Genomic DNA, 18,693 nt, shown 5'->3' with positions numbered 1-18,693 from the left:
CCCTGACCGGGCGCACGCGGCCCCCCGGGCTCACCAGCTCACCGAGTCCACGTACAGCGTGCCGGACCAGGCGGCATCGGTGAACAGCTCGAGGCCGAGCTGGTACAGGGGCGACACCGCGTTCGCGGGCACCTGCACGGTGACGGTGCTCCAGTCCCCTGCCTTCAGGGCGGTGGAAGCCACCCACGAGCCCGTCCACAGCCAGCTCCCCGCCGCGCCCTGCTGCACATAGGGCTGGACGGCCGTGAGGCGGCTGCCGGCCGGGACCCAGACCCGGAAGGACACCGTCCGGCCCGCGGGCACGGCGGCGTTGGGCACCGAGACACGGGACATTCCCGCCGCGGTGCCACCCATCGTCACCGCCAGCGAGCGGCTGCCCGCGTACGCCTTCGCGGTGGACGACGTCACCCCCTTCACGAGCGTCCCCGAGAAGGTCCACCCCTGCGTGTCCGTCTCGAAGCCGTACGTCGCGGTGTCGGTACCGGGCGTGGGAGTCGGCGTGGGCGTGGGAGTCGGCGTCGTGGTGGAGCCCGCGGGGATGGCGAGCCCACCAGCGTTCAGGAAGGCGCCCGCGTAGGTCTTCAGATAGAGCTGGCCGTTCTTGTCGTAGTCGTTGGTGTGCGAGGCCTGCTGGCCCTCGCCCCGGCCGAAGAGCAGCGCGATGACACCACTGCTCGCGAACTTCTCGCGGTGCGTGTGGCCGCCGGTGCCGAAGAAATACTCGGTGCGGTTGTCCTTGTAGCCCGAGCCCGGCACATTGGCGGCGTAGGACCTGTTCAAGCTGGCGGAGTTGCCCTCCGGAATCTGCCACAGCACCCAGCGCTTGCCCGAGGTGCGGTTCCACAACCGCAGCCACTCGGCGTACCGGTTGAAGCTCTTGGACGAGATGGAGGCCGTATCGCTCGTGTCCCACCACCGGTCCTGTCCGAACTGCTTGTAGAAGTCCGCGTCGCGGTCGAGCGGGTCTCCCACCAGCACGTCATAGGTGGCCCCGGTGACGTTGGCTCCCAGGCCCAGCGGCGCGAGGAAGTTGTAGACCTTGTCCACTTCCGGCTGCAGCGCGTCCGTCACGGAGAAGTGCGCGATGTCCTTGCCACTGGCCCACCCCGAGATGTGCATGCCCAGGATGACGTTGTTGGCGCCCACCGCCTTGCGCAGTTGGAGGAAGGCGAGCCCCCACCCGGCCACCGTGTTGGGCAGCCCCGCGAGCTCCGGCAGCCCCGTGGCCGCCACGGCCGCGTAGGCGCCGGGGGTGTTGTTCGAGTACTGCTGGAGGTAGCCAAAGCCATCCGCCTCCATCAGCACGAGCACCGGCTTGCCGAACTCCCGGGCCCGCTGCATCAGTATCTTGAAGTCGGAGAAGTAGCTCTTCATCGTGGTGGCGTTCTGCGCCTTGACGAGGAACTGCGCCTCGCCGCCACCGGGCTCTCCGTTGACCTGGTAGTACTGGATGGCCGGGATGAAGCCCTGGGTGGCGGACTCCGTCATGAACTGCTTACCCCAGGAGCCATCCCTGGCGGACCAGCCCCAGTTGTCGACCCAGCCCTTGGTGAAGTAGCGGTAGCGCACGTCCCAGGGGACCTTGCTGTCCCTCATCCACGTCTGGGGGGACTCCTCGAAGAGGCCCACCAGCAGGCGAGCGGGGAGTCCCGTGGGGATGGAGCCCGCGGGTGGTGAGCTCACCGGAGCCTCCTGGGTGTCCAGCGTGTCCAGGGGCGGATGGTCCGAAGAGGCGTCTCCAGGCAGCTCGGGGCCACAGGCCGCGCACGCCAGGAGAGCAAGCGACAGGAGGATGTGTTTCATGGGGCCCCAACCCCAAGGGACCCTCCCCTTTCCCACCACCCCGGTGAGACACCAGGGATGGACCCGGGGGCTCGCCTCCCTGGTGGCCCGGAGTGAGACCCGGCCGCAGGCAACCCGTGCACGAGCCCGGCGCATCTGCGAGGCTTGGGCCCGCGTGCACCTCGAAATGCCCCTCATCATCGGCCTGATGGTGGCCGCCAGCTCGCTCGCCATCGCCGCCAAGCGCGTGCGGATTCCGTACAACGTCGCGCTGGTGGTGGGTGGTCTGCTCCTGTCCGTGGGAGGAATCTTCCCGGGCATGCCTCCGCTCAACCCGGAGGTCGTCTTCCTCGTCTGCCTGCCGCTGCTGCTCTTCGAGGGCGGCATCACCGCGGACGTGGCCAACGTGCGCGCCAACATCCTGCCCATCGCCACCCTGGCCACCCTGGGCATGGTGCTGGCCATCGCCGCCACCGGCACGGCGCTCCACTACGCCCTCGCGCTCGCCTGGGGGCCCGCCCTGCTGCTCGGGGCCATGCTCGCCGTCACCGACACCGTCTCCATCCTCTACGCCTTCCGCCGCGCCCCCGTCCCCCGCCGTCTCTCCGGCATCATGCAGGGCGAGAGCCTCTTCAACGACGGCACCGCGCTCGTCGCCTACGCCGCCATCTCCAGCATCGTGGTGGGTGGCCAGGCCTCCTTCTCCCTGCCGCTCATCAGCGCCAAGGTGATAGGGGCCACCCTCGGCGGCCTCGCCATCGGCCTCACCCTGGGCCTGGTGGCCGGCTTCATCATCCGCCGCACCGAGGATCCGCTCGCGGAGATCATGGTGACCTCGGCGCTGGCCTTCGCCTCCTTCGTCATCGGCGAGCAGCTGCACCTGTCGGGAGCCATCGCCGCGGTGACGGCCGGGCTGGCCACGGGCATCAACCTGCGGCGCCACGTGGCCGCGCAGAGCCAGGTGGCCATCCACACCTTCTGGGAGTACGCCGCCTTCGGGGTGAACACCTTCCTCTTCCTGTCCATGGGGCTCACCACCCGCCCCGAGACGCTGGTGCGCTACCTGCCGCAGACGCTGCTCGCGGTGGTCTGTGTCTTCGCCGGCCGCGCGGTGGCCATCTACCTACCCTTCCTGCTGCTGCGCTGGCTGCGCCCCTCCGAGGCCGTCCCCCTGCGCTGGCAGCACGTCTTCATCCTCGGCAACATCAAGGGCGCGCTGTCCATCGGCCTGGCGCTCGGTCTTCCGGAGTCCACGCCCTCGCGCGAGCTGCTGGTGGCCATCGCCTTCGGCGTCTGCTTCCTGTCCCTGGTGGGGCAGGGGTTCATGCTCACGGGCCTCCTCAAGCGGCTGGGCCTCTTCCATGAAGACCCCGTGGCCTACGCGGTGGCCGAGCAGCAGGCGCGCCTCATCGCCAGCCGCGCCGCGCGCCAGGAGTTGGAGGAGCTGCACGACCAGGGGCTCATCCCCCGCGCGGCCTATGAGCACCTGCGCAGCGACTACCAGGTGGGCATCGCCAGCGCCGAGCGCGAGCTGCGCCGGCTCAGTGAGCAGCACCTGGCGCAGGGGGCGAAAATCGTCTTGGCCACGCGCCGCCGCCTCATCGACGCGGAGCGCACGGCCCTGTTGTCGGCGCGGCGCGCGGGCCTCATCCCCGAGGCCACGGCCGAGGTACAACTGGCGAAGCTGGACTCGCGCACGCTGGAGCTGGAGCACGTGCTGGCGAGCGCGCAGGAGCACGAGGCGGGCAGCGAGAGGAAGGCGTCATGAAGATCATCATCGCGGGTGGCGGACGGGTGGGCGGGACGCTGGCGGCGCGGCTGGTGGCGGAGCAGCACCAGGTGACGGTGGTGGAGAAGGACCCGGGCACCTGCAACCGGCTCTTCGAGGACATTGGCGTGGTGACGGTGTGCGGGGACGCGAATGATCCGTCGGTGCTGGACGCCGCGGGCATCTCGGGGGCGGACATCGCGGCGGGGGTGTTGGCGCGCGACGCGGAGAACCTGGCCTTCGCCACGCTGGTGCGCTCGCTGAGCAAGGCGCGCGTCATGGTGCGCATGCTGGACAGCCGCTACCGCCAGGCCTACCGGCTGGCCGGGGTGAGCGAGCTGGTGGCGGAGGCCGATGTGGTGGTGGCGAAGATGACCACGGCCATCGACTTCCCGCAGGTGGCGGGCTCGCTGCCGCTGGCGGCGGGGACGGCCATCCTCTTCGAGCTGGAGGTGAGCCCGAAGGCGCTGGTGGCCGGGCGTACGGTGGCCCAGGTGCGCGCCCTGCCCGAGTTCCCGCGCGAGTGCGTGTTCATCGGCCTGGTGGACCCGGAGGGCCGCATCACGCTGCCGGACGGGAACACGGTGCTGCGGGCGGGGCACACCATCATCCTCGTGGCGCGCCGCGCCGAGCTGGCCCGCGCCGTGGATTGCCTCACCGCCCAGGCCCAGCGCCAGAGCGACACGCCGCTGACGGAGATGCTGCGCAAGGTGGACTTCCTCACGCCGCTCAACGACGAGCAGCTGGCCTCGGTGGCGCGCGGCGCCGACTACCTGCGCAAGGAGGCCGGCGAGACGCTCTTCAAGAAGGGCGACGCGGGCGAGTCGTTCTACGTCGTCGTCTCCGGCGAGGTGAACCTGATGGCCGAGGGCGGCCGGCTGGTGGAGACGGTGAAGCCGGGAGGCTTCTTCGGGGAGATTGCGTTGCTCACGGGAGAGCCGCGCGCCACGAGCGCCCTGGCCTCCACGGCGTGCGAGCTGGCCGCCGTGGGCCGCGAGGACTTCCAGGGCATGGTGATGGCCAACCCCTCCGTGGCGCTGGAGATGAGCCGCATCCTCGGACAGCGGCTGGCCAGGATGGCCCAGCAGGATCGGGCGCCCCAGAAGCGCAAGGGCCTGTTCGGCCGCTGAGCACGGAGCTCCGGGCCCGCCCCTTCAGGCGGCGGGCTGGAGCCGCTCCTGGGCCTTCGCGAGCGCGTTCGCCGCGCGCGCCAGCGACTCCAGGTGACGCCGGACCTTGCCGGCATCCTCCACGAAGCCGGGGGTCTCGTACGCGAGGCCCACGTGGTTGTCCTGCACGAAGCTCACGCTCTCGGGGTTCACGAGGTCGCGGAGCGCCTGCTGGACGTCCGGCTCCTGGAGGAGCTTTTCGCCCGCCGGGACCACGCCGCACTGGAAGATGTAGGCCCCATCGAGCACGGGCTCTTCCGCCTTGAAGACGTTGGGGACGCCCAACCGCTCGGACAACGACGTCCACTTGCGCGGCGCGGCGAGGAAGTCACGGGGCAGTTTTCCGGGCACCTCCACCCGCACCACGTACACGGACGCGTTCCTCTTCGTGTGCCCCATGCTCCCGCCCGACTCCCGGAAGATGCGCACGGGCAACCCCTCGAATGCTCCCGAGAGAGTCCCGCCCCTCTCGTACGTCAGCCCGAGCGGCCTAGCCATGTTGGACCAGGCGGCCTGCCGTTTCTCCTCGAACATCATGTCGTGCCTGGCGCTCCAGAAGACCCAGGGGATGGCCACCGCCATGATGGCGAAGAAAGCGATGACCTCGCCCGAGAACAAATCCGACATGTCCATGATGCGCCCAGCATAACAGGCGGCGTCCGGAAGACCCTCACCCCGACCCGCTCCCAGAGGGAGAGGGGATGGAGGGTCCGTTGCGCACTCCAGGAGCCGGGGTTCACGCCGGGGGAGCGCGTCGGCCCGTGAAGGCCAGGAGCCGGGGGCTCCGTCGGCGTGAGGCGAAGAGGAGCACCCCGCCCAGCGCCGCCACGCCCAGTCCCGCGCCCACCCATCCCGCGGGCGTCGTCCCGGGCTCCACGGTGAAGGTGTACTGACCGGGAAGCAGCCGCACCCCGAGCAGGCCCTGCTCGGAGAAGGTCTCCAGGGTCCGCTCGCCGTCCCCCGTGGCGCGGTAGAAGTCATAGGCCACCACGGGCAGCACGAGCGGACCGCCCTGGGGCGCATCCACCCGCACACTCCACCGCGAACCGTCCCGCTCCGCCCCGAGCACCTGGATGCCCCCGCCAAGCACCGGTGAAGAGGACACGCGCTCCACCCACTGCTCCATGGGGTGGAGGCGTGGCAGGTACTCCCCGTTCGCCGTGTACCCGCTGAAGCCATTGCGCCGCAGCGTCCACGGGTTGATCGCCGCGTCATCCCAATCCGCCACCAGGCTGTTGGTGCGCTGGAAGGGCGGGATGGACAGGGCGAGCACCACCGTCGCACCGGTGATGACGGCGCCCAGTCGGGGGCTGATGGGGGCGCGGGCCAGGAAGAGCCCGGCGGCGGCGAGCGAGAGGAACGCCGTCACGCCCAGCAGGCGCCAGGGGAACTGGATGGCGCTGAACGCCGTGGGCAGCACGCTCACGAAGGGGAGCGGGGCCACCATGAAGAGGAGACAGCCGGCCCACAGCACGGCCAGGCCCTTCGCGAGCACGCTCAGCCGAGCGTCTCCCACCGCCAGGCCGCGCCTCGCCACCACGGTATAGGCCCCCACCGCCAGCGCGAGCACCACCCACTGGCCCGCCCCCAGGGAGAAGCACATGCTGTCGAAGGAGAAGGAAGAGATGCCGTTCCACCGGTTGGGGTGCTCGTCGAACCACTGCCACGGCTGGACGCGGTGGCCGTGGACGAAGTCGGGCAGGCTCCGCATCACCTCCGGCACGCCCGCCCACACGTCCGCCAGGGCGAGCCGCGCGGGGAGGAAGTGCCAGAGCGTCAGGGCCCCCCCCAGGAGCCCTCCCGCGGCCACGCGCCCCACTTCGCGCCAGCCGAGCCGGAAGCCGACGGCGCCCAGCCCCAGCGCGCACAAGGCGAGGAAGTACAGGCCCATCACCGCGTGGGTGAGCAGCAGCGCCGCCACCGAGAGGGGAAGGAGCCAGGACAGCCGCTGGCGCGTCAGCGTCCACCACGCCCCGGTGAGTACGAGCGGGTACCAGAGGAACGTCCAGGACTCCTCGAGCGCCCCGATGACGAACACGTTCACGAAGCGGTACGGCAGGGAGACGTAGAGGAGCGCCGCCATGAGGGCGAGCCACCGTCTGCCGGTGAGGGCCATGCCCATGCCGTACATGGCCCACGCGGAGAGCAGCACCGACAGCAGGAACGACACGTTGACGCCCACCACCATGTCGCCGAGGGACAGGCCCAGGAAGGCGGACAGCCAGTACGCGAGCGGTGGGTGGAAGAACGGGAAGGCCGAGCCGCCACCCGCCACGGCGTCCGGGAACACCCGGGGAGGAAAGTGCCCGGCGGCGAGCTCCACGGCGTATTGCTGGACGCGCAGATACAGCCAGAAGGTCTCCCAGCTCTGGAAGGCCAGGTCCGAGAGCACCTCGAAGAAGAGGTAGAGCACCACGAGGAGGAGCAACGCGGCGGCGCCCCCATGTGCGGCGAGGGCCCGCCAGCGCGAGTGCGGAGTGGGGACCGCCGGTGGGGTCGTCGTCGGGATGCTCATCCAGCGTCCATCTTTCCAATGGAGCCGGGCCCGGGTCCAGCAGGCGGGCAAGCGTTCACGGCCCCCCATCAGGACGCGTGGACCGACGGCCGCGCGGGCTCCACCGGAGGTGGCGGCCTGGGATCGATCTCCAGGGCGTCCACGTAGCACCAGCCCCAGTGCTCGCCGGGCTCGAAGGAGCGCATGAGCGGATGCCCCGTGGCCTCGTCGTGCTTCAGGGGGAGCACCACCTGGAGACGACCACCAGTTCCTAGCAGCTCGGGAGCCTGCATGGGACGCGCCTCCCCACGCCTCGGACTCCCGTAACGGCCTCAGCGCTGGAAGTCCACGCCCACGCCCACGCCCGCCGTGAAGCCGTGGAGCAGGTTGCCCTCGGCCTGCGGGAAGTGCTCCCGGCCCGCCGTGACGAGCCCGTACACCGCGGGCAGGAAGCGGTGGCGCACCTCGACGGCCGCCGAGTAGCGCGGGTGCAGGGTGAGGTCCGTGAGGATGACGCGCAGCTCGGCCATCGTCTTGCCGCCCGGCAGGTGCGCCTGGAGCACCGCGTCCGCGTCCACCCGGCCCGTGCTCACGTAGTATTCCCCGGACGCGCTGGCCGTCAGCTCCAGGTCCTCCGGCCCGCCGAACGGAATCACCGAGACCGCGAACTCGCCGTAGCCGGAGAACGTCCCCGGCAGCACTTCCTCGGCGAGCGGCTGCTCGCTCAGGCCCACGCCGGAGAAACGCGAGAACTCGTAGCCCGCGCCGAAGAAGCCGAAGCGGAAGCGGCCGCCCTGGCGCCGCGCCTCCAGCCGGCCGGTGAGGTCCACCGCTTCGTTGGCCTGGCCGCGCACCACCACGCCGAGGGCCGCGCCGTAGTCCGGAATCGACTCGATGAGCGTGTCGGCCCGCGCGCCCGCCGCCGCCTGCAGCCACAGCTGCATCTTCTCGTTCTTCACCACGCCCGCCTGGAAGCCGATGCTCGCCGCGGACAGCGCCGGCGTCGTGCCGCCTCCCTTGCCGAAGTCATGCGCCGCGTCCACCGACAGCAGGAAGCGATCGAAGGCCGTGTCCTGGTCGCTCAGCACGCGGCCCAGGTCCAACCGCACCTCGGCGGCGAAGAGGCGCATCGCCAGCACGTCGCTCGCGAAGAGCTCCACCCGCGTGGGCCCGAGGTACGCCACGAGGTTGCCGCCCGCCGGGTGGTAGTCCGGTGAAATGCGGTTGTGGTAGCGGTTCACCAGCCAGCCCGCGCCGAGCGAGTACGTGGAGAAGGCGCCCGCGCGCAGCTGCACGTGCCCGTCGTCCCGGCCGATGCGCAGGTTCCTCAGGATCTGCCCGAAGTCGCTGCGCTCGTCCCAGTCCTGGCGCCGCAGCCGGCCGCCGTAGTCCTGCTCCAGCTGCCGCGGCTCTTGATCCAACACGCGCAGGCGCAGGGGCGCGCCCAGCTCGAATTCGAACTCATCGCCGCCCTTCACGCCCAGACGCGGCAAGACGACACCGAAGCCGTCCATCTGGTTGGCGCCCGCGCCCGAGGGCAGGGCCTGTCCGCCCACCTCGAGGGCCGCTTGGAAATGAATGCCTTCTTCCGCGGGCGCGGGGGGATTCTCGACGAAGGCCTTGGGGGCCTGATGGAGCACGGAGGCAAGAACGAGGGCACCAATCATGGCGCGCCACTCTACCCCGCTTCCCGCCTCGTGCCGTTGACAGCGCGTCGAACATGCGGACGGCTCGCCCTCTCGGAATTCGAGCAGGCGAGCCGTTTGCCGTCATGCTGTGTGAATGGGCCCCGGCCCGCGTCCAGAGGGGGGTTTGCCCCACCCTCCCCACTCCCCGACCCGCCCCTCCCCTGGACGCGGGCCGCTGCCCGAACCCGCGCTCAACCCACGAAGACGATCTGCTTGCCCGTCGCCTCGGTCATGGCCCGCGACGACACCAGCTTCACGGCGGCCGTCGTCTCGCCCGCCACATCGAAGGCCGCGGCGATCAAATCCCCCAGCGTCACCTGCACCTTGCGCACCGGCCGGCTCGCCTTCGCCACCGCACGCCCCGCCGTCCCCTTCACCCGACGCGCCACCTTCATCACCTGTCCACCCCGCTGGGTCTTCGCCATGGATCGCCCTTCCCTCAAGTCTGGGTTGCCTGTCTCGTTGCCGACGCCCCACGCCGCCGCCCGACGTGAAACCCTTAGAGCAACCCGCGTGCCCGCGCATAACCCCCTGGAATCACTTGGCTCCCACAAGGTGAGAGGGCCCCGAGCCCCCCACCCGGGACTGACATTTCTACAGAAGGGGGGGTGAAGCACCCCGGAACGAATGACCGGAACCACCGCCTCTATCGACAAGACGACGGGCGCGCGGCGCCGGGAGCACAACCCCCTGCCCTGCCCGCCTGGAATCGCGTCTACTCGAAGTCCCAGTCGTTTCCGACGCAGTCCTCCCCGGGAGCCAGCCAGCATGAACAACCGCGTCATTCCCCTCGAAGTCCAGGTGTTGGGCCAGTCCATCATGGCGATGGTCGGAGGAATGGAGCTGCTCAAGTCCAGGGCGATGAAGATCCTGGCGGAGAACGGCATTCCGCAGCTGGAGCCGCAGGGGTGGTACCCCATGCGCAACGCGCTGACGGCCATTGGGAGCATCGAGCAGAAGATTGGCCCGGTGACGATGCGGGCGGTGGGCCGGAAGATTCCGGAGCACGCGAAGTTCCCGCCGGAGATCCGCACCCTGGAGGAGGCCCTGGGCTCGCTGAACGTGGCCTACCAGATGAACCACCGGGGCCAGCAGAGCGGCAACATCGGCGGCTACCGCTTCGAGACGGCGCCGCACGGGGGCCGGATGATCTGCGACAACCCCTACCCGTGCAACTTCGACCACGGAATCATCGAGGCGCTGTGCGAGCGCTTCCGGCCGAAGGACGCGATGTGGGTGCGCGTGGAGCACGCGCCGCTGGGGTGCCGCCAGAAGGGCGGCATGGACTGCACCTACCTCATCAGCTGGTGAGGGGGACTATTTGGCGGGCACGTTGAGGACGAGGACGAGATCTCCTCCCACGTGATTGCCGGCGCGCTGGTAGACGGCGCCCTGGCGGCCCAGCTGCACTTCCACGGCGGACTGATTGGGGATGGTGACGCGCAGCTTGGCGGAGCCGTCCTTCATTCCCAGCAGCAGGAACGAGGCGTTGACGCCGTTGGGGAGCTTCACCTCGGTGGGCTCCTTGCTGCCCACCTCGATGGACTGCTGGGACATGCGCTTGAAGGAGGTGTAGCTGAAGTTCTGACGCTGGAACGTCTCCTTCATCTTCTGCAGCTCGGGAGGAGTCACCTCGTCGCCCTTGTTGGAGACGAGCACCACCTCGACCTCCACCTTGAGCTTCAGCTCCTGGGCGAGTGCGGCCCCAGGCAGGAGGAACAGCCCCAGCAGGGCCAGCACCCCCAGCACTCCCGGCATGCGCGTCGTCGTCCTCATAGCTCTCCTCCCTTGGGTGGCACGGTCTTGGCCGGGCCCTTCTTCAGCGGCTCGCCGTCCAGCTCGTCGCTCTCGTCCGGCGGGTTGCCGGCCTTGGGCCTGGATTCCGAGCCATCGTGCGCCGGAGCCGCCTCCTGGTCCACCACCCAGATGATGGTGTTGCCATCATCGGACTCGAGCACCACCGGGGCCACCTTGGCGCCCTCGGTGGCCCGGACGGCGCTCACCCGCATGCGGTCCGCGCCGTAGCCCATGGGGGCGTCGTTCTGGTTCATCACCATGGGAATCACCACCAGGGCGAGCGCCGCGGCGGTGGCCAGGGAGGAGACCATGGCGGTGCGGTGGTAGAGGAACATCTCGGACAGCGAGATGCGCAGCCGCTCCAGGAGGGGAGGACGCTCGGGCGTCACCCGGGCCATGACGCGCTGGGTGAAGTCCTTGAAGTCCACCTCGTCCACGGCCATCTCGAGGCCCACCCGGAGCAGGGCGGACTCGGCACGCAGGTCGGCGGCGCGGCTGGCGCAGTCACGGCAGGCGCCCAGGTGGCGCTCGACGTTGACGCGATCGGTGGGGGACAGCTCCCCATCGATATAGGGGGACAGCAGTGGGACGAAGCGCTCGCACGCGGGATTTCCGGCCATGTTCCTCACCCAGCGTAATGGGGGACGTGCGGGTTGGACGGGGGTGGCGCACCGATATTCCAGCCCCTTTCACTCACTGCCCACTCCGCTCTTGGCCTCGTCCAACTCCAGGTATTCACTGAGGATTTTCTGCACCTTGGCCCGGGCGTGGAAGAGGCGGCTCATCACCGTGCCCTTGGGAATGTCGAGGGTGCGGGAGAGGTCCTCGTAGGACATGCCCTCGATTTCGCGCAAGAGGAGGATGGCGCGGTGCTTCTCGGGGACGGTGGCGAGGGCCTCCTGGATCTTCTCGGCCAGCTCCCGGCGCAGGGCGCTCTTCTGGGGGTTGGTGCCCAGGCGGCTGCCCAGGGCGCCGATGCGGGCCTCGGAGAGATCATTGGCGACGGACTCGTCGAACTCCTCGGTCTCGCCGCCGGAGGCACCTTTGCGGCGCATCACGTCGATGCAGATGTTGACGGTGATGCGATAGAGCCAGGTGTAGAAGGAGGAGTCGCCCTTGAAGTGGTCGAGGTACTTGTAGACCTTGACGAACGCCTCCTGGGAGACGTCCATCGCATCTTCCTTGTCCTTCAGCATGCCCAGCGCGACGGCGTACACCTTGCGTTGGTAACGCTCGACGAGGAGCTTGAAGGCGCGCTGGTCTCCACCGCGGACGCGCTTGACGAGAGTGAGATCGTCGGTAGCCAAGGGTGCGCCACCCTACCATGAGCACTCCGCGCCCCAAGCAATACTGCGAGGGGCGGCCGTTCACCGGTGGGCGGCCATCCCGGCGGACGGGCACGGCCGTGGACACGAGGAGCGCGCTTTCGCGGACACCACGAAACCGAGAATCGCCAACCGCCGTCACCCGGCCGGGCTTCAGGTGTAGACGTCTACACCTGGGGTGTGGGTTTACAGGCAGCCTTCAAGCGCGTCCTCGGCGGGGAGTAAGAAGCCCGGCACATGCGCGCCTACGCCTATCTCGCCATCGCCATCCTGGCCGAGGTCATCGCCACCTCGTCCCTCAAGGCCACCGCGGAGTTCACCCGCCCCGGGCCCAGCCTCCTCGTCATCGCGGGTTATGCCACCGCCTTCTACTGCCTGACGCTGTCGCTCCGGAGCATCCCCGTCGGCATCGCCTATGCCATCTGGTCGGGGCTGGGCATCGTCCTCGTCGCCGCCGCCAGCTACGTGCTCTACAAGCAGAAGCTGGATGCCCCGGCCCTCATCGGCATGGCCATGATTCTCGGCGGCTGCCTCGTCATCAACCTGCTCTCCAAGAGCTCCGCCCACTGAGCTTCACGGGCGGGCCAGCACCCAGGGCCCCCTGGCTACTCCGTCTCCCGCTCCACCTTCACGGCGGACGTCATTCCGTTGGCATCCAGGGTCACGCTGAAGACGGACACCTGGCCGTCTCCATCCAGGTCCCCGCGCGCGTAGCAGGTGACCTCCGCCTCGCCCAGGGGCGTCTCCTGCACCACCACCTGGTACTGGTAGTGGATGCGCTCGCCGGGGCTGAAGCCGATCCGCTTCAGGTTCTCGTCCGGCTCGAAGCGCACCGCCCTGCCACCGCGCGGCACCTCGCGGGGCACCGGCCCCCCTTGGAGGAACACACCGTGCTCGTCACGATAGGACTGCACGTCGCCACACAGGCGCAGCACGTTGACGCGCGCCTCGTTGGCGAGGGACGGGTCCCCCGAGCTCCCTCCACCGCCGAGGATGCCCAGGGCGAAGAAGGCACCGCCGGCCACCGACAAGGCGCCCAGCGCCGCCATCGCCAGCACCAGCTTCTTCCGAGCGGCCACGCGCGGCCCGCCGGGAACGGGGCTCTCCATGATGGACCCTCCTCCTACCGCGAACCGGCCCAGTCGCGCGGATTCCGGAGCACCTCCACCAGCCGCGCCTCCTCGGTGCCGGGCTCCGGGTGGTGGTCGTAGCGCCAGCGCACCTGCGGGGGCAGCGACATGAGGATGGACTCGGTGCGCCCCTTCGTCTCCAGGCCGAAGGTCGTGCCCCGGTCCCACACGAGGTTGAACTCCACGTAGCGCCCACGCCGCACCTCCTGCCAGAAGCGCTGCGCTTCCGTGTACGGCAGCTCCTTGCGCCGCTCGGCGATGGGCAGGTACGCGGGCAGGAAGGCCCGGCCGGCGTCACGCACCAGCTCGAACTCGCGCTCCAGGTTCCCGCCGAGGTTCTCGAAGAAGATGCCGCCCACGCCCCGCGCCTCCTCGCGATGACGCAGGTAGAAGTACTTGTCGCACGCCTCCTTGAAGCGCGGGTAGTACGCGGGATCGTTCCGGTCGCACGCCTCCTTGTGCACCCGGTGGAAGTGCACCGCGTCCTCGTCATGGAGGTAGTACGGCGTCAGGTCCGCCCCACCGCCGAACCACGCCTTCCCGCCCTGGTGGATGAAACGGTAGTTGGCGTGCACGGTGGGCACATGCGGATTGCGCGGATGGAGCACCAGCGAGATGCCCCCGGCCCAGAAGGTGCGGCCCTCGCCCTGCAGCTTCTTGGCGAAGGCCTCCTCCAGCTCGCCGAACACCACCGAGGTGCTCACCCCGCCCTTCTCCAGCACCGCCCCGTCCTCCAGCACGCGGCTGCGCCCGCCACCGCCGCCCGGCCGCTGCCAGGGGTCCTCACGGAACCGCGCCTTCCCATCGAGCTGCTCCAGCGCGCCGCAGATGTCGTCCTGCAGCCCGTGGATGAACTCCACCATCCGCTCCTTCAACTTCTCCACGTCCACCGTCATGGGTTCTCCTGGGTCGCCACCGGCGCCTCGAATTGCAGGTTGGGCACCGCGGGCGCGGTATTACCCGCCGCGTCGAAGACCTCCAACTTCGCGCGATAACTCTTCCCGTCCTCCAGGGCGAAGGCCCCACCGCAGGCATGGTGGCCCACCAGCGCCACGCCATCGTGCAGCGAGGTGAAGTAGTGCTGGGGCGCCATGTCCTGGCCCCGGCGCCAGAGCGTCACCACCACATACGAGGGACTGTCCTCGCGCAGGGACATGCGCAGCTTGACGAAGCGCTCGGTGCCCTCGCGGGTGCGGCGGAACAGCCCCTCGCTGACGGCGGGGCGCTCGACCCAGCGCGGGCGCGCCACGTCCTGGCCCCGGCCGCTGTGCCACTCGGGCCGCGTGGAGCCTCCCCCGTTGAGCACCTTCGCCCCGGGCAGCACGTCATCCAGGCGCAACGTATAGACATGGCCCGGCTTGAGCGCGCCCGAGGGCCGCAGGACGACGGTGGAGCGCCCGAGGGTGCTGCTCCAACCGCGCTGGACACGCACCTCCACCTCGTGGCCGTCCGCCTGCAACCGCAGGACGCGGCCCGGGAGCTCGGCCACTCGCGAGCTGAAGGCACCCAGGCCCTCCAGCAGGAAACGGGTATTGGTGGGAACCACCGCTCCGGGCATGGGGAACACCTGCACACCATCCGACGGACAGTCGGCGTGTGCGGCCGGAGCGGCCAGCATCAGGACGAGGAGCAGGACGACGGAGCGCACGAGGCCTCCGAGTCTGCGCCGACCCGGGGCCGGAGGCCAGCATCCCGACGCGAAGTCCGGAGGACTCCGTCCGCCAGGACGCCCGGGCCATGACGCGGCCCGCCGTGGAGGGCCGGCTCGAGCGCCCTTCTAATGACGGCCCTCCTCGGAGAGGACAATGGAGCCGAAACGCTCCTCGTACTTGGAGACACCGTCCTGGAGGACGGCCAGCAGACGCTTGAGGTGCTTGGGATTGAGGATGACGCGCGAGCGCACCTTGGCGCGGGGCTGGTGCGGCTGGACGTAGATGAAGTCCAGGGTGAACTCCGTCTCCGTGTGATTGACGAGCGCCATGTTCACGTACTGACCATTGGCTACATCGTCATCGATTTGAACCTGCAGGGAGACATCGGGGGGCTTGGGGGTGTCCGACATGGGAGGGGGGGCATACCGCCAGAAGCGCGCGGTGACTAGACTGAGACATGGTGCGAGCACAGCGGATGGACCCGGAGAAGACGGCGCCGTTCGAGCTGGGGCGGGGAGAAGACGCCTGCCTCCTGCTGCACGGCTTCACGGGAAGCCCCTGGGAGGTGCGCCCGCTGGGCGAGGCCCTGGCCGCACGAGGCCTGTACGTGCGAGCCCCCCAACTGCCGGGCCATGGCTCCACCCCCGAGGCCCTGTTGAGCGTGAGCCATCGCGACTGGGAGCAGGCCGCGGCGCAGGCGCTGCTGTCGCTGCGTGGCTACCGGCGCATCTTCGTCGCGGGTCTGTCCATGGGGGCGCTGCTGGCGCTGCGGCTCGCGGCGGACTTCCCGGAGCGGGTGCACGGGCTGGCGCTCGTGGCTCCGGCGCTGCGCTTCAAGGGCCCCCTCATGTGGCTGCTCAAGCGGCTGCGGCGCCACGGACTGCTGGAGCGGGTGAAACCGTGGGTCTTCAAGACGGGCACGGACGTGTCGGACCCGGCGGTGCTGGCCGAGGCGCCCATCCTCCCCGCGTTCCCCTCGGCGCGGCTGAGGGACCTGTGGGAGTTGCAGGACATCGCGATGAGCGTCCTGCACCGGGTGCGCTGCTCCACGCTGGTGGCGGTGGCCGAGCAGGACCACGTGGTGGACCCCACGTGCGGCCCGGTGCTGGTCCGCGGCCTCACCGCCTCACCCCAGGTGCGCTTCATCTCGCTGAGCACCGGCTTCCACATCATCCCCCGGGACAGGGGCGGGCCGCTGCTCGCCTCGGAGGTGGGGAGCTTCTTCCACAGGCTCCGGGAGGCTACGCCCGCGCGCCCGGTGGCAGCGACACCGTGAAGGTGGAGCCCTCCGTCCGGCACGCGTTGAAGCGCAGTGCGACCAACAAGGGGGTGGGGAAGCAGGTTCTTCGCTGCTCGGCTATCCTCCGGGTAGTGCGTCCAGGGAAATGATGGCGGCGCTGGAGGAGCTCGCATGACGACTCCGTCGAAGAAAGGCACGAGCGCGAAGTCCGCGGAACGACCCGGCAAAGGCCCTCCCCTGCCCATCTCTGGCGAGCACTTCAAGCTCGTTCCCAATGGCGCGGCGCTCGCCATCGTCAAGGCCGCGCCCGGTGAGCGCCGGGAGTGCTCCGGCGACGTCCTCACCCGGGCACAGCTCGAGCAGATGCTATGGCGCCACTCCATTCCAACGGTGCCGGGCCCGGCCCTCTCGGGTTACCTCTCCAGCCTGCATTCCCTGCCCGCCTTCGAGCGGCATGCCCCGGGCGCCTTCTCCCTGAACCCGGGCTCCACCACCCTCTCGCGCAGCGACTGGCGCGGCAACCTCGGCGAGCGCTCGGCCCAGCACGGGGGCATGTTCCCCCAGCAGGACCTCAATGCCGTGCGCCCCAACCATCCCATCTTCGATCTGCGCGACCACCGGGGGCGCCTGAGCTCGGTGAAGACGAGCGTGCGCTCGGCGGACAGCCGGGGAGACCCTTTCGAGACCTACCTGCGGGGCCTGCGGGACATCGTGGGCCTGCGCCCCAGCACCTGGGAGCGGGCGCGAGCGGCCCTGTACCCCCAACTGCCGGCGGATGAGGGCCGCGCCCAGATGTTGCGCAATGGCCTCCTCCTGGTGAACGAGGACCATGTGGAACCGTTCCGGGCTGCCTTGCGAGATCCCGACAACTACCGCAAGCAGTCCTACCGGGAGGTGGCGGACAAGCTGCTGGAGATGGAGCCGGTACGCATGGGCGGGACGGTGTACCGCGCCTACCAGAACCTGGAGAACACCCGCCGGGGCCCCGGGACTCCAGCCGAGGTGCGCCGACGGGCGGAAGTCTCGCTCTCCTCCTTGAGGGAGAAGATCGCCAGCCATGTCGGGAGCAACAGCCTCACCACGCCCCATCTCGTCCAACTGGAGCGGTTCCGGCACCAGGTGGCCGCCGCCAATCCCCACATGACGCCCGCGCAGATCAACCGCTGGGTCTTCCCCGAGTTGCTCCTGGTGGCGCGTCATGGGGGTGGGGTGCGCGGAAACGCCGTGGCTTCCGGTATCGCTGCCGGGCGGGGCGCGGCGGGGGGCGCGGTGGTTTCCCTGATTTGTGAAGCCGGTCACGCGTTCTACGAATCCCGAGCCTATCCGGATGAGCAGCAGCCCGAAGCAGTGCCGCGAGCTCTGCGGGCAGGCGCCACCGGAGGTACGTCAGGTCTGGTGGGGGGAGCGACCCAGAATCTCGTCATGGCCAACGCGGGCAGCGCCATGTCGCGCAATCTGATTGCTCGAGGCGCAAACGTCCGGGTGGCGGCGGGAACGGGCCGTGCCATGGGTGGATTCGCGGGAGGCGCTCTGGCCGCCCCCGTCTTCACGATGACCGCGCTCGCGCTCGACGATGAAGAGCACAGCGGTACGGACTACGCCGCGACGGGGACACGAGCCTTTGTCGCTGGGGGTTTGAGCTCGGCCATCGCGGCGGGGCTCGTTGGCGCCATCTGGGGCTCGGAGGTTCCCCTGCTGGGAAACGCCGTGGGCTTCATCATCGGCTTTGGCGGGTACTATCTGGTGGATGCGCTGACTGGCGAACAGGTGGAGCAGGGCGTGCGCCGCAGCCTGGACGGCCCAACGCCGAGAGGACGGTGACGTGTGAGGAAGACCGCCCACAAGAAACCCACTTCGCCGTGGTGCATTGGGCTGGGGGTATGGGTCATGTTCTTCGTGGCCTTTACGGGCTACTGGGTCTACGAGGGCCACCGCAGAGGGCTTGCCGGGGAAGTAGACTGGGCAGGCTGGGGCTTGATGGCGCTCGGCCCGGCGGGATTGGTGGTGATGCTCGTGCAGCGCATCCGCGCGGAGCCGACGCCCGAGGAGCGGGCCGCGTTCTGGGCGCTCCTGGCGGCGGAACCGGGGACGATTGGCGCGGTCGTGGTGAAGAAGAAGGGGAAGCCCGAGGTCATCGCGACCGTGCGCAGCGTGGAGGAGTACTGGATGCTCGCGGCCAACGGCAAGCTGCCTCACGAGCACTATTTCTTCATGGAGGCCCCCGAGGAAGACCCGAAGCAGAATCGGAGAACCTCCCCCTGACGGCTCGACCAGCCAGCTCCGGCCCGCGCCTCCCCCCGCGCGCCTGGCGGCTGGAATTGGTGGCGCTACGGAAAGCTCACGCCGTCGAAGAACTCCGCCCCGCCCTTTTCCTCCTGGCTCCACAGCTTCAGGGTGAAGGTGCCACGCGCCGCCTCCTCCGGCATCTCCACTTCCATCCCGACGCCGCGCTCCTTCCCCGGAGCAATGGGCTCCTGCGTCCACACGCCCAGCGCCTTCCACTCCTCTCCCTTCGGGCCCACCAGCACCGCTCCTCCAGCCGTCCAGGGCGTGCTGCCATTGTTCTGTAATTGCTGCGTCACCATCAGCCGCACCACCTTGCGCCCGCCCTCCACGCGTGTGGTGTCCGAACGGTAGCTGAGGGCCGT

At 69.6% G+C, this 18,693-nt stretch carries 20 protein-coding genes and 1 pseudogene; 7 read left to right on the top strand and 14 right to left on the bottom strand.

Annotation, left to right across the window (positions count from 1 at the left end):
- Positions 1–30: 30 nt before the first annotated feature.
- Complete coding sequence (locus Q664_RS59740; RefSeq protein ID WP_160174658.1) at positions 31–1,803, bottom strand: hypothetical protein; 1,773 nt, start codon at positions 1,801–1,803, stop codon at positions 31–33.
- A gap of 154 nt (positions 1,804–1,957) precedes the next feature.
- Between Q664_RS59740 and Q664_RS47290 the strand changes: the two genes are divergently transcribed.
- Together Q664_RS47290 and Q664_RS47285 are read left to right on the top strand one after the other, a co-directional pair.
- Complete coding sequence (locus tag Q664_RS47290; RefSeq protein WP_043412772.1) at positions 1,958–3,550, top strand: cation:proton antiporter; 1,593 nt, start codon at positions 1,958–1,960, stop codon at positions 3,548–3,550.
- Complete coding sequence (locus Q664_RS47285) at positions 3,547–4,680, top strand: NAD-binding protein (protein WP_043412769.1); 1,134 nt, start codon at positions 3,547–3,549, stop codon at positions 4,678–4,680. Before Q664_RS47290 ends, Q664_RS47285 begins: the two co-directional genes overlap by 4 nt.
- Positions 4,681–4,704: 24 nt before the next feature.
- Here Q664_RS47285 and Q664_RS47280 read toward each other — a convergent pair whose 3' ends face one another.
- From Q664_RS47280 to Q664_RS47265, 5 genes are all read right to left on the bottom strand, one after another.
- Entirely contained in the window at positions 4,705–5,352 is a 648-nt protein-coding gene (locus Q664_RS47280; RefSeq protein WP_043412765.1) for a hypothetical protein, read from the bottom strand.
- A 103-nt stretch (positions 5,353–5,455) separates the two neighbouring features.
- The gene (locus Q664_RS47275; protein WP_043412763.1) at positions 5,456–7,234 is read right to left on the bottom strand and encodes a glycosyltransferase family protein; all 1,779 of its coding nucleotides are present in this window, start codon (positions 7,232–7,234) and stop codon (positions 5,456–5,458) included.
- Between the two features lie 68 nt (positions 7,235–7,302).
- Positions 7,303–7,506, bottom strand: coding sequence for a hypothetical protein (locus Q664_RS58615; RefSeq protein ID WP_152622770.1), 204 nt, complete (start codon positions 7,504–7,506; stop codon positions 7,303–7,305).
- 39 nt (positions 7,507–7,545) lie between these two features.
- Positions 7,546–8,880: a hypothetical protein gene (locus tag Q664_RS47270; RefSeq protein WP_043412761.1), complete on the bottom strand. Its 1,335-nt coding sequence runs from the start codon at positions 8,878–8,880 to the stop codon at positions 7,546–7,548.
- Positions 8,881–9,092: 212 nt separating this feature from the next.
- On the bottom strand, positions 9,093–9,326 hold the full coding sequence (locus Q664_RS47265) for a hypothetical protein (RefSeq protein WP_043412758.1): 234 nt from the start codon (positions 9,324–9,326) through the stop codon (positions 9,093–9,095).
- A gap of 343 nt (positions 9,327–9,669) precedes the next feature.
- Between Q664_RS47265 and Q664_RS47260 the strand changes: the two genes are divergently transcribed.
- Complete coding sequence (locus tag Q664_RS47260; protein ID WP_043412756.1) at positions 9,670–10,212, top strand: hypothetical protein; 543 nt, start codon at positions 9,670–9,672, stop codon at positions 10,210–10,212.
- A 6-nt stretch (positions 10,213–10,218) separates the two neighbouring features.
- On the opposite strand, the gene Q664_RS47255 is transcribed toward Q664_RS47260, so the two are convergent.
- The 3 genes from Q664_RS47255 to Q664_RS47245 form a co-directional block, all read right to left on the bottom strand.
- A complete protein-coding gene (locus Q664_RS47255) occupies positions 10,219–10,677 on the bottom strand; it encodes a hypothetical protein (protein WP_043412753.1) in 459 nt (152 codons plus the stop codon).
- Positions 10,674–11,318: an anti-sigma factor family protein gene (locus Q664_RS47250; protein ID WP_043412750.1), complete on the bottom strand. Its 645-nt coding sequence runs from the start codon at positions 11,316–11,318 to the stop codon at positions 10,674–10,676. The genes Q664_RS47255 and Q664_RS47250 overlap by 4 nt, the downstream gene beginning before the upstream one ends.
- 69 nt (positions 11,319–11,387) lie before the next feature.
- On the bottom strand, positions 11,388–12,005 hold the full coding sequence (locus Q664_RS47245; protein ID WP_043412748.1) for an RNA polymerase sigma factor: 618 nt from the start codon (positions 12,003–12,005) through the stop codon (positions 11,388–11,390).
- Between the two features lie 255 nt (positions 12,006–12,260).
- On the opposite strand from Q664_RS47245, the gene Q664_RS47240 reads away from it, so the two are divergent.
- Entirely contained in the window at positions 12,261–12,593 is a 333-nt protein-coding gene (locus tag Q664_RS47240; protein WP_043412745.1) for a DMT family transporter, read from the top strand.
- A gap of 35 nt (positions 12,594–12,628) precedes the next feature.
- Here Q664_RS47240 and Q664_RS47235 read toward each other — a convergent pair whose 3' ends face one another.
- The 4 genes from Q664_RS47235 to Q664_RS47220 form a co-directional block, all read right to left on the bottom strand.
- Positions 12,629–13,132: a hypothetical protein gene (locus Q664_RS47235; RefSeq protein ID WP_043412743.1), complete on the bottom strand. Its 504-nt coding sequence runs from the start codon at positions 13,130–13,132 to the stop codon at positions 12,629–12,631.
- Between the two features lie 14 nt (positions 13,133–13,146).
- Positions 13,147–14,049: an oxygen-dependent coproporphyrinogen oxidase gene (gene hemF, locus Q664_RS47230; RefSeq protein ID WP_043412740.1), complete on the bottom strand. Its 903-nt coding sequence runs from the start codon at positions 14,047–14,049 to the stop codon at positions 13,147–13,149.
- The gene (locus tag Q664_RS47225) at positions 14,046–14,801 is read right to left on the bottom strand and encodes a hypothetical protein (RefSeq protein ID WP_200883875.1); all 756 of its coding nucleotides are present in this window, start codon (positions 14,799–14,801) and stop codon (positions 14,046–14,048) included. The genes hemF and Q664_RS47225 overlap by 4 nt, the downstream gene beginning before the upstream one ends.
- A 129-nt stretch (positions 14,802–14,930) precedes the next feature.
- Positions 14,931–15,215 carry a DUF3467 domain-containing protein gene (locus tag Q664_RS47220; protein ID WP_043412738.1) on the bottom strand — a complete coding sequence of 95 codons (285 nt, stop codon included), beginning with the start codon at positions 15,213–15,215 and terminating at the stop codon, positions 14,931–14,933.
- Between the two features lie 65 nt (positions 15,216–15,280).
- Here Q664_RS47220 and Q664_RS47215 point away from each other — a divergent pair, with 65 nt between their 5' ends.
- From Q664_RS47215 to Q664_RS47205, 3 genes are all read left to right on the top strand, one after another.
- Positions 15,281–16,081, top strand: a complete 801-nt coding sequence (locus Q664_RS47215; RefSeq protein WP_043412736.1) for an alpha/beta hydrolase — start codon at positions 15,281–15,283, stop codon at positions 16,079–16,081.
- 135 nt (positions 16,082–16,216) lie between these two features.
- A complete protein-coding gene (locus Q664_RS47210; protein WP_043412733.1) occupies positions 16,217–17,866 on the top strand; it encodes a hypothetical protein in 1,650 nt (549 codons plus the stop codon).
- Between the two features lie 66 nt (positions 17,867–17,932).
- Positions 17,933–18,307: a hypothetical protein gene (locus tag Q664_RS47205; RefSeq protein ID WP_152622769.1), complete on the top strand. Its 375-nt coding sequence runs from the start codon at positions 17,933–17,935 to the stop codon at positions 18,305–18,307.
- A gap of 65 nt (positions 18,308–18,372) precedes the next feature.
- On the opposite strand, the pseudogene Q664_RS47200 reads toward Q664_RS47205, so the two are convergent.
- Positions 18,373–18,693: pseudogene (locus Q664_RS47200) on the bottom strand (DUF2381 family protein); the annotation flags it as partial.

It is taken from the genome of Archangium violaceum Cb vi76, assembly GCF_000733295.1.
GTDB classification, from domain to species: domain Bacteria; phylum Myxococcota; class Myxococcia; order Myxococcales; family Myxococcaceae; genus Archangium; species Archangium violaceum.
This window is presented reverse-complemented; position numbering and strand designations above follow the sequence as displayed.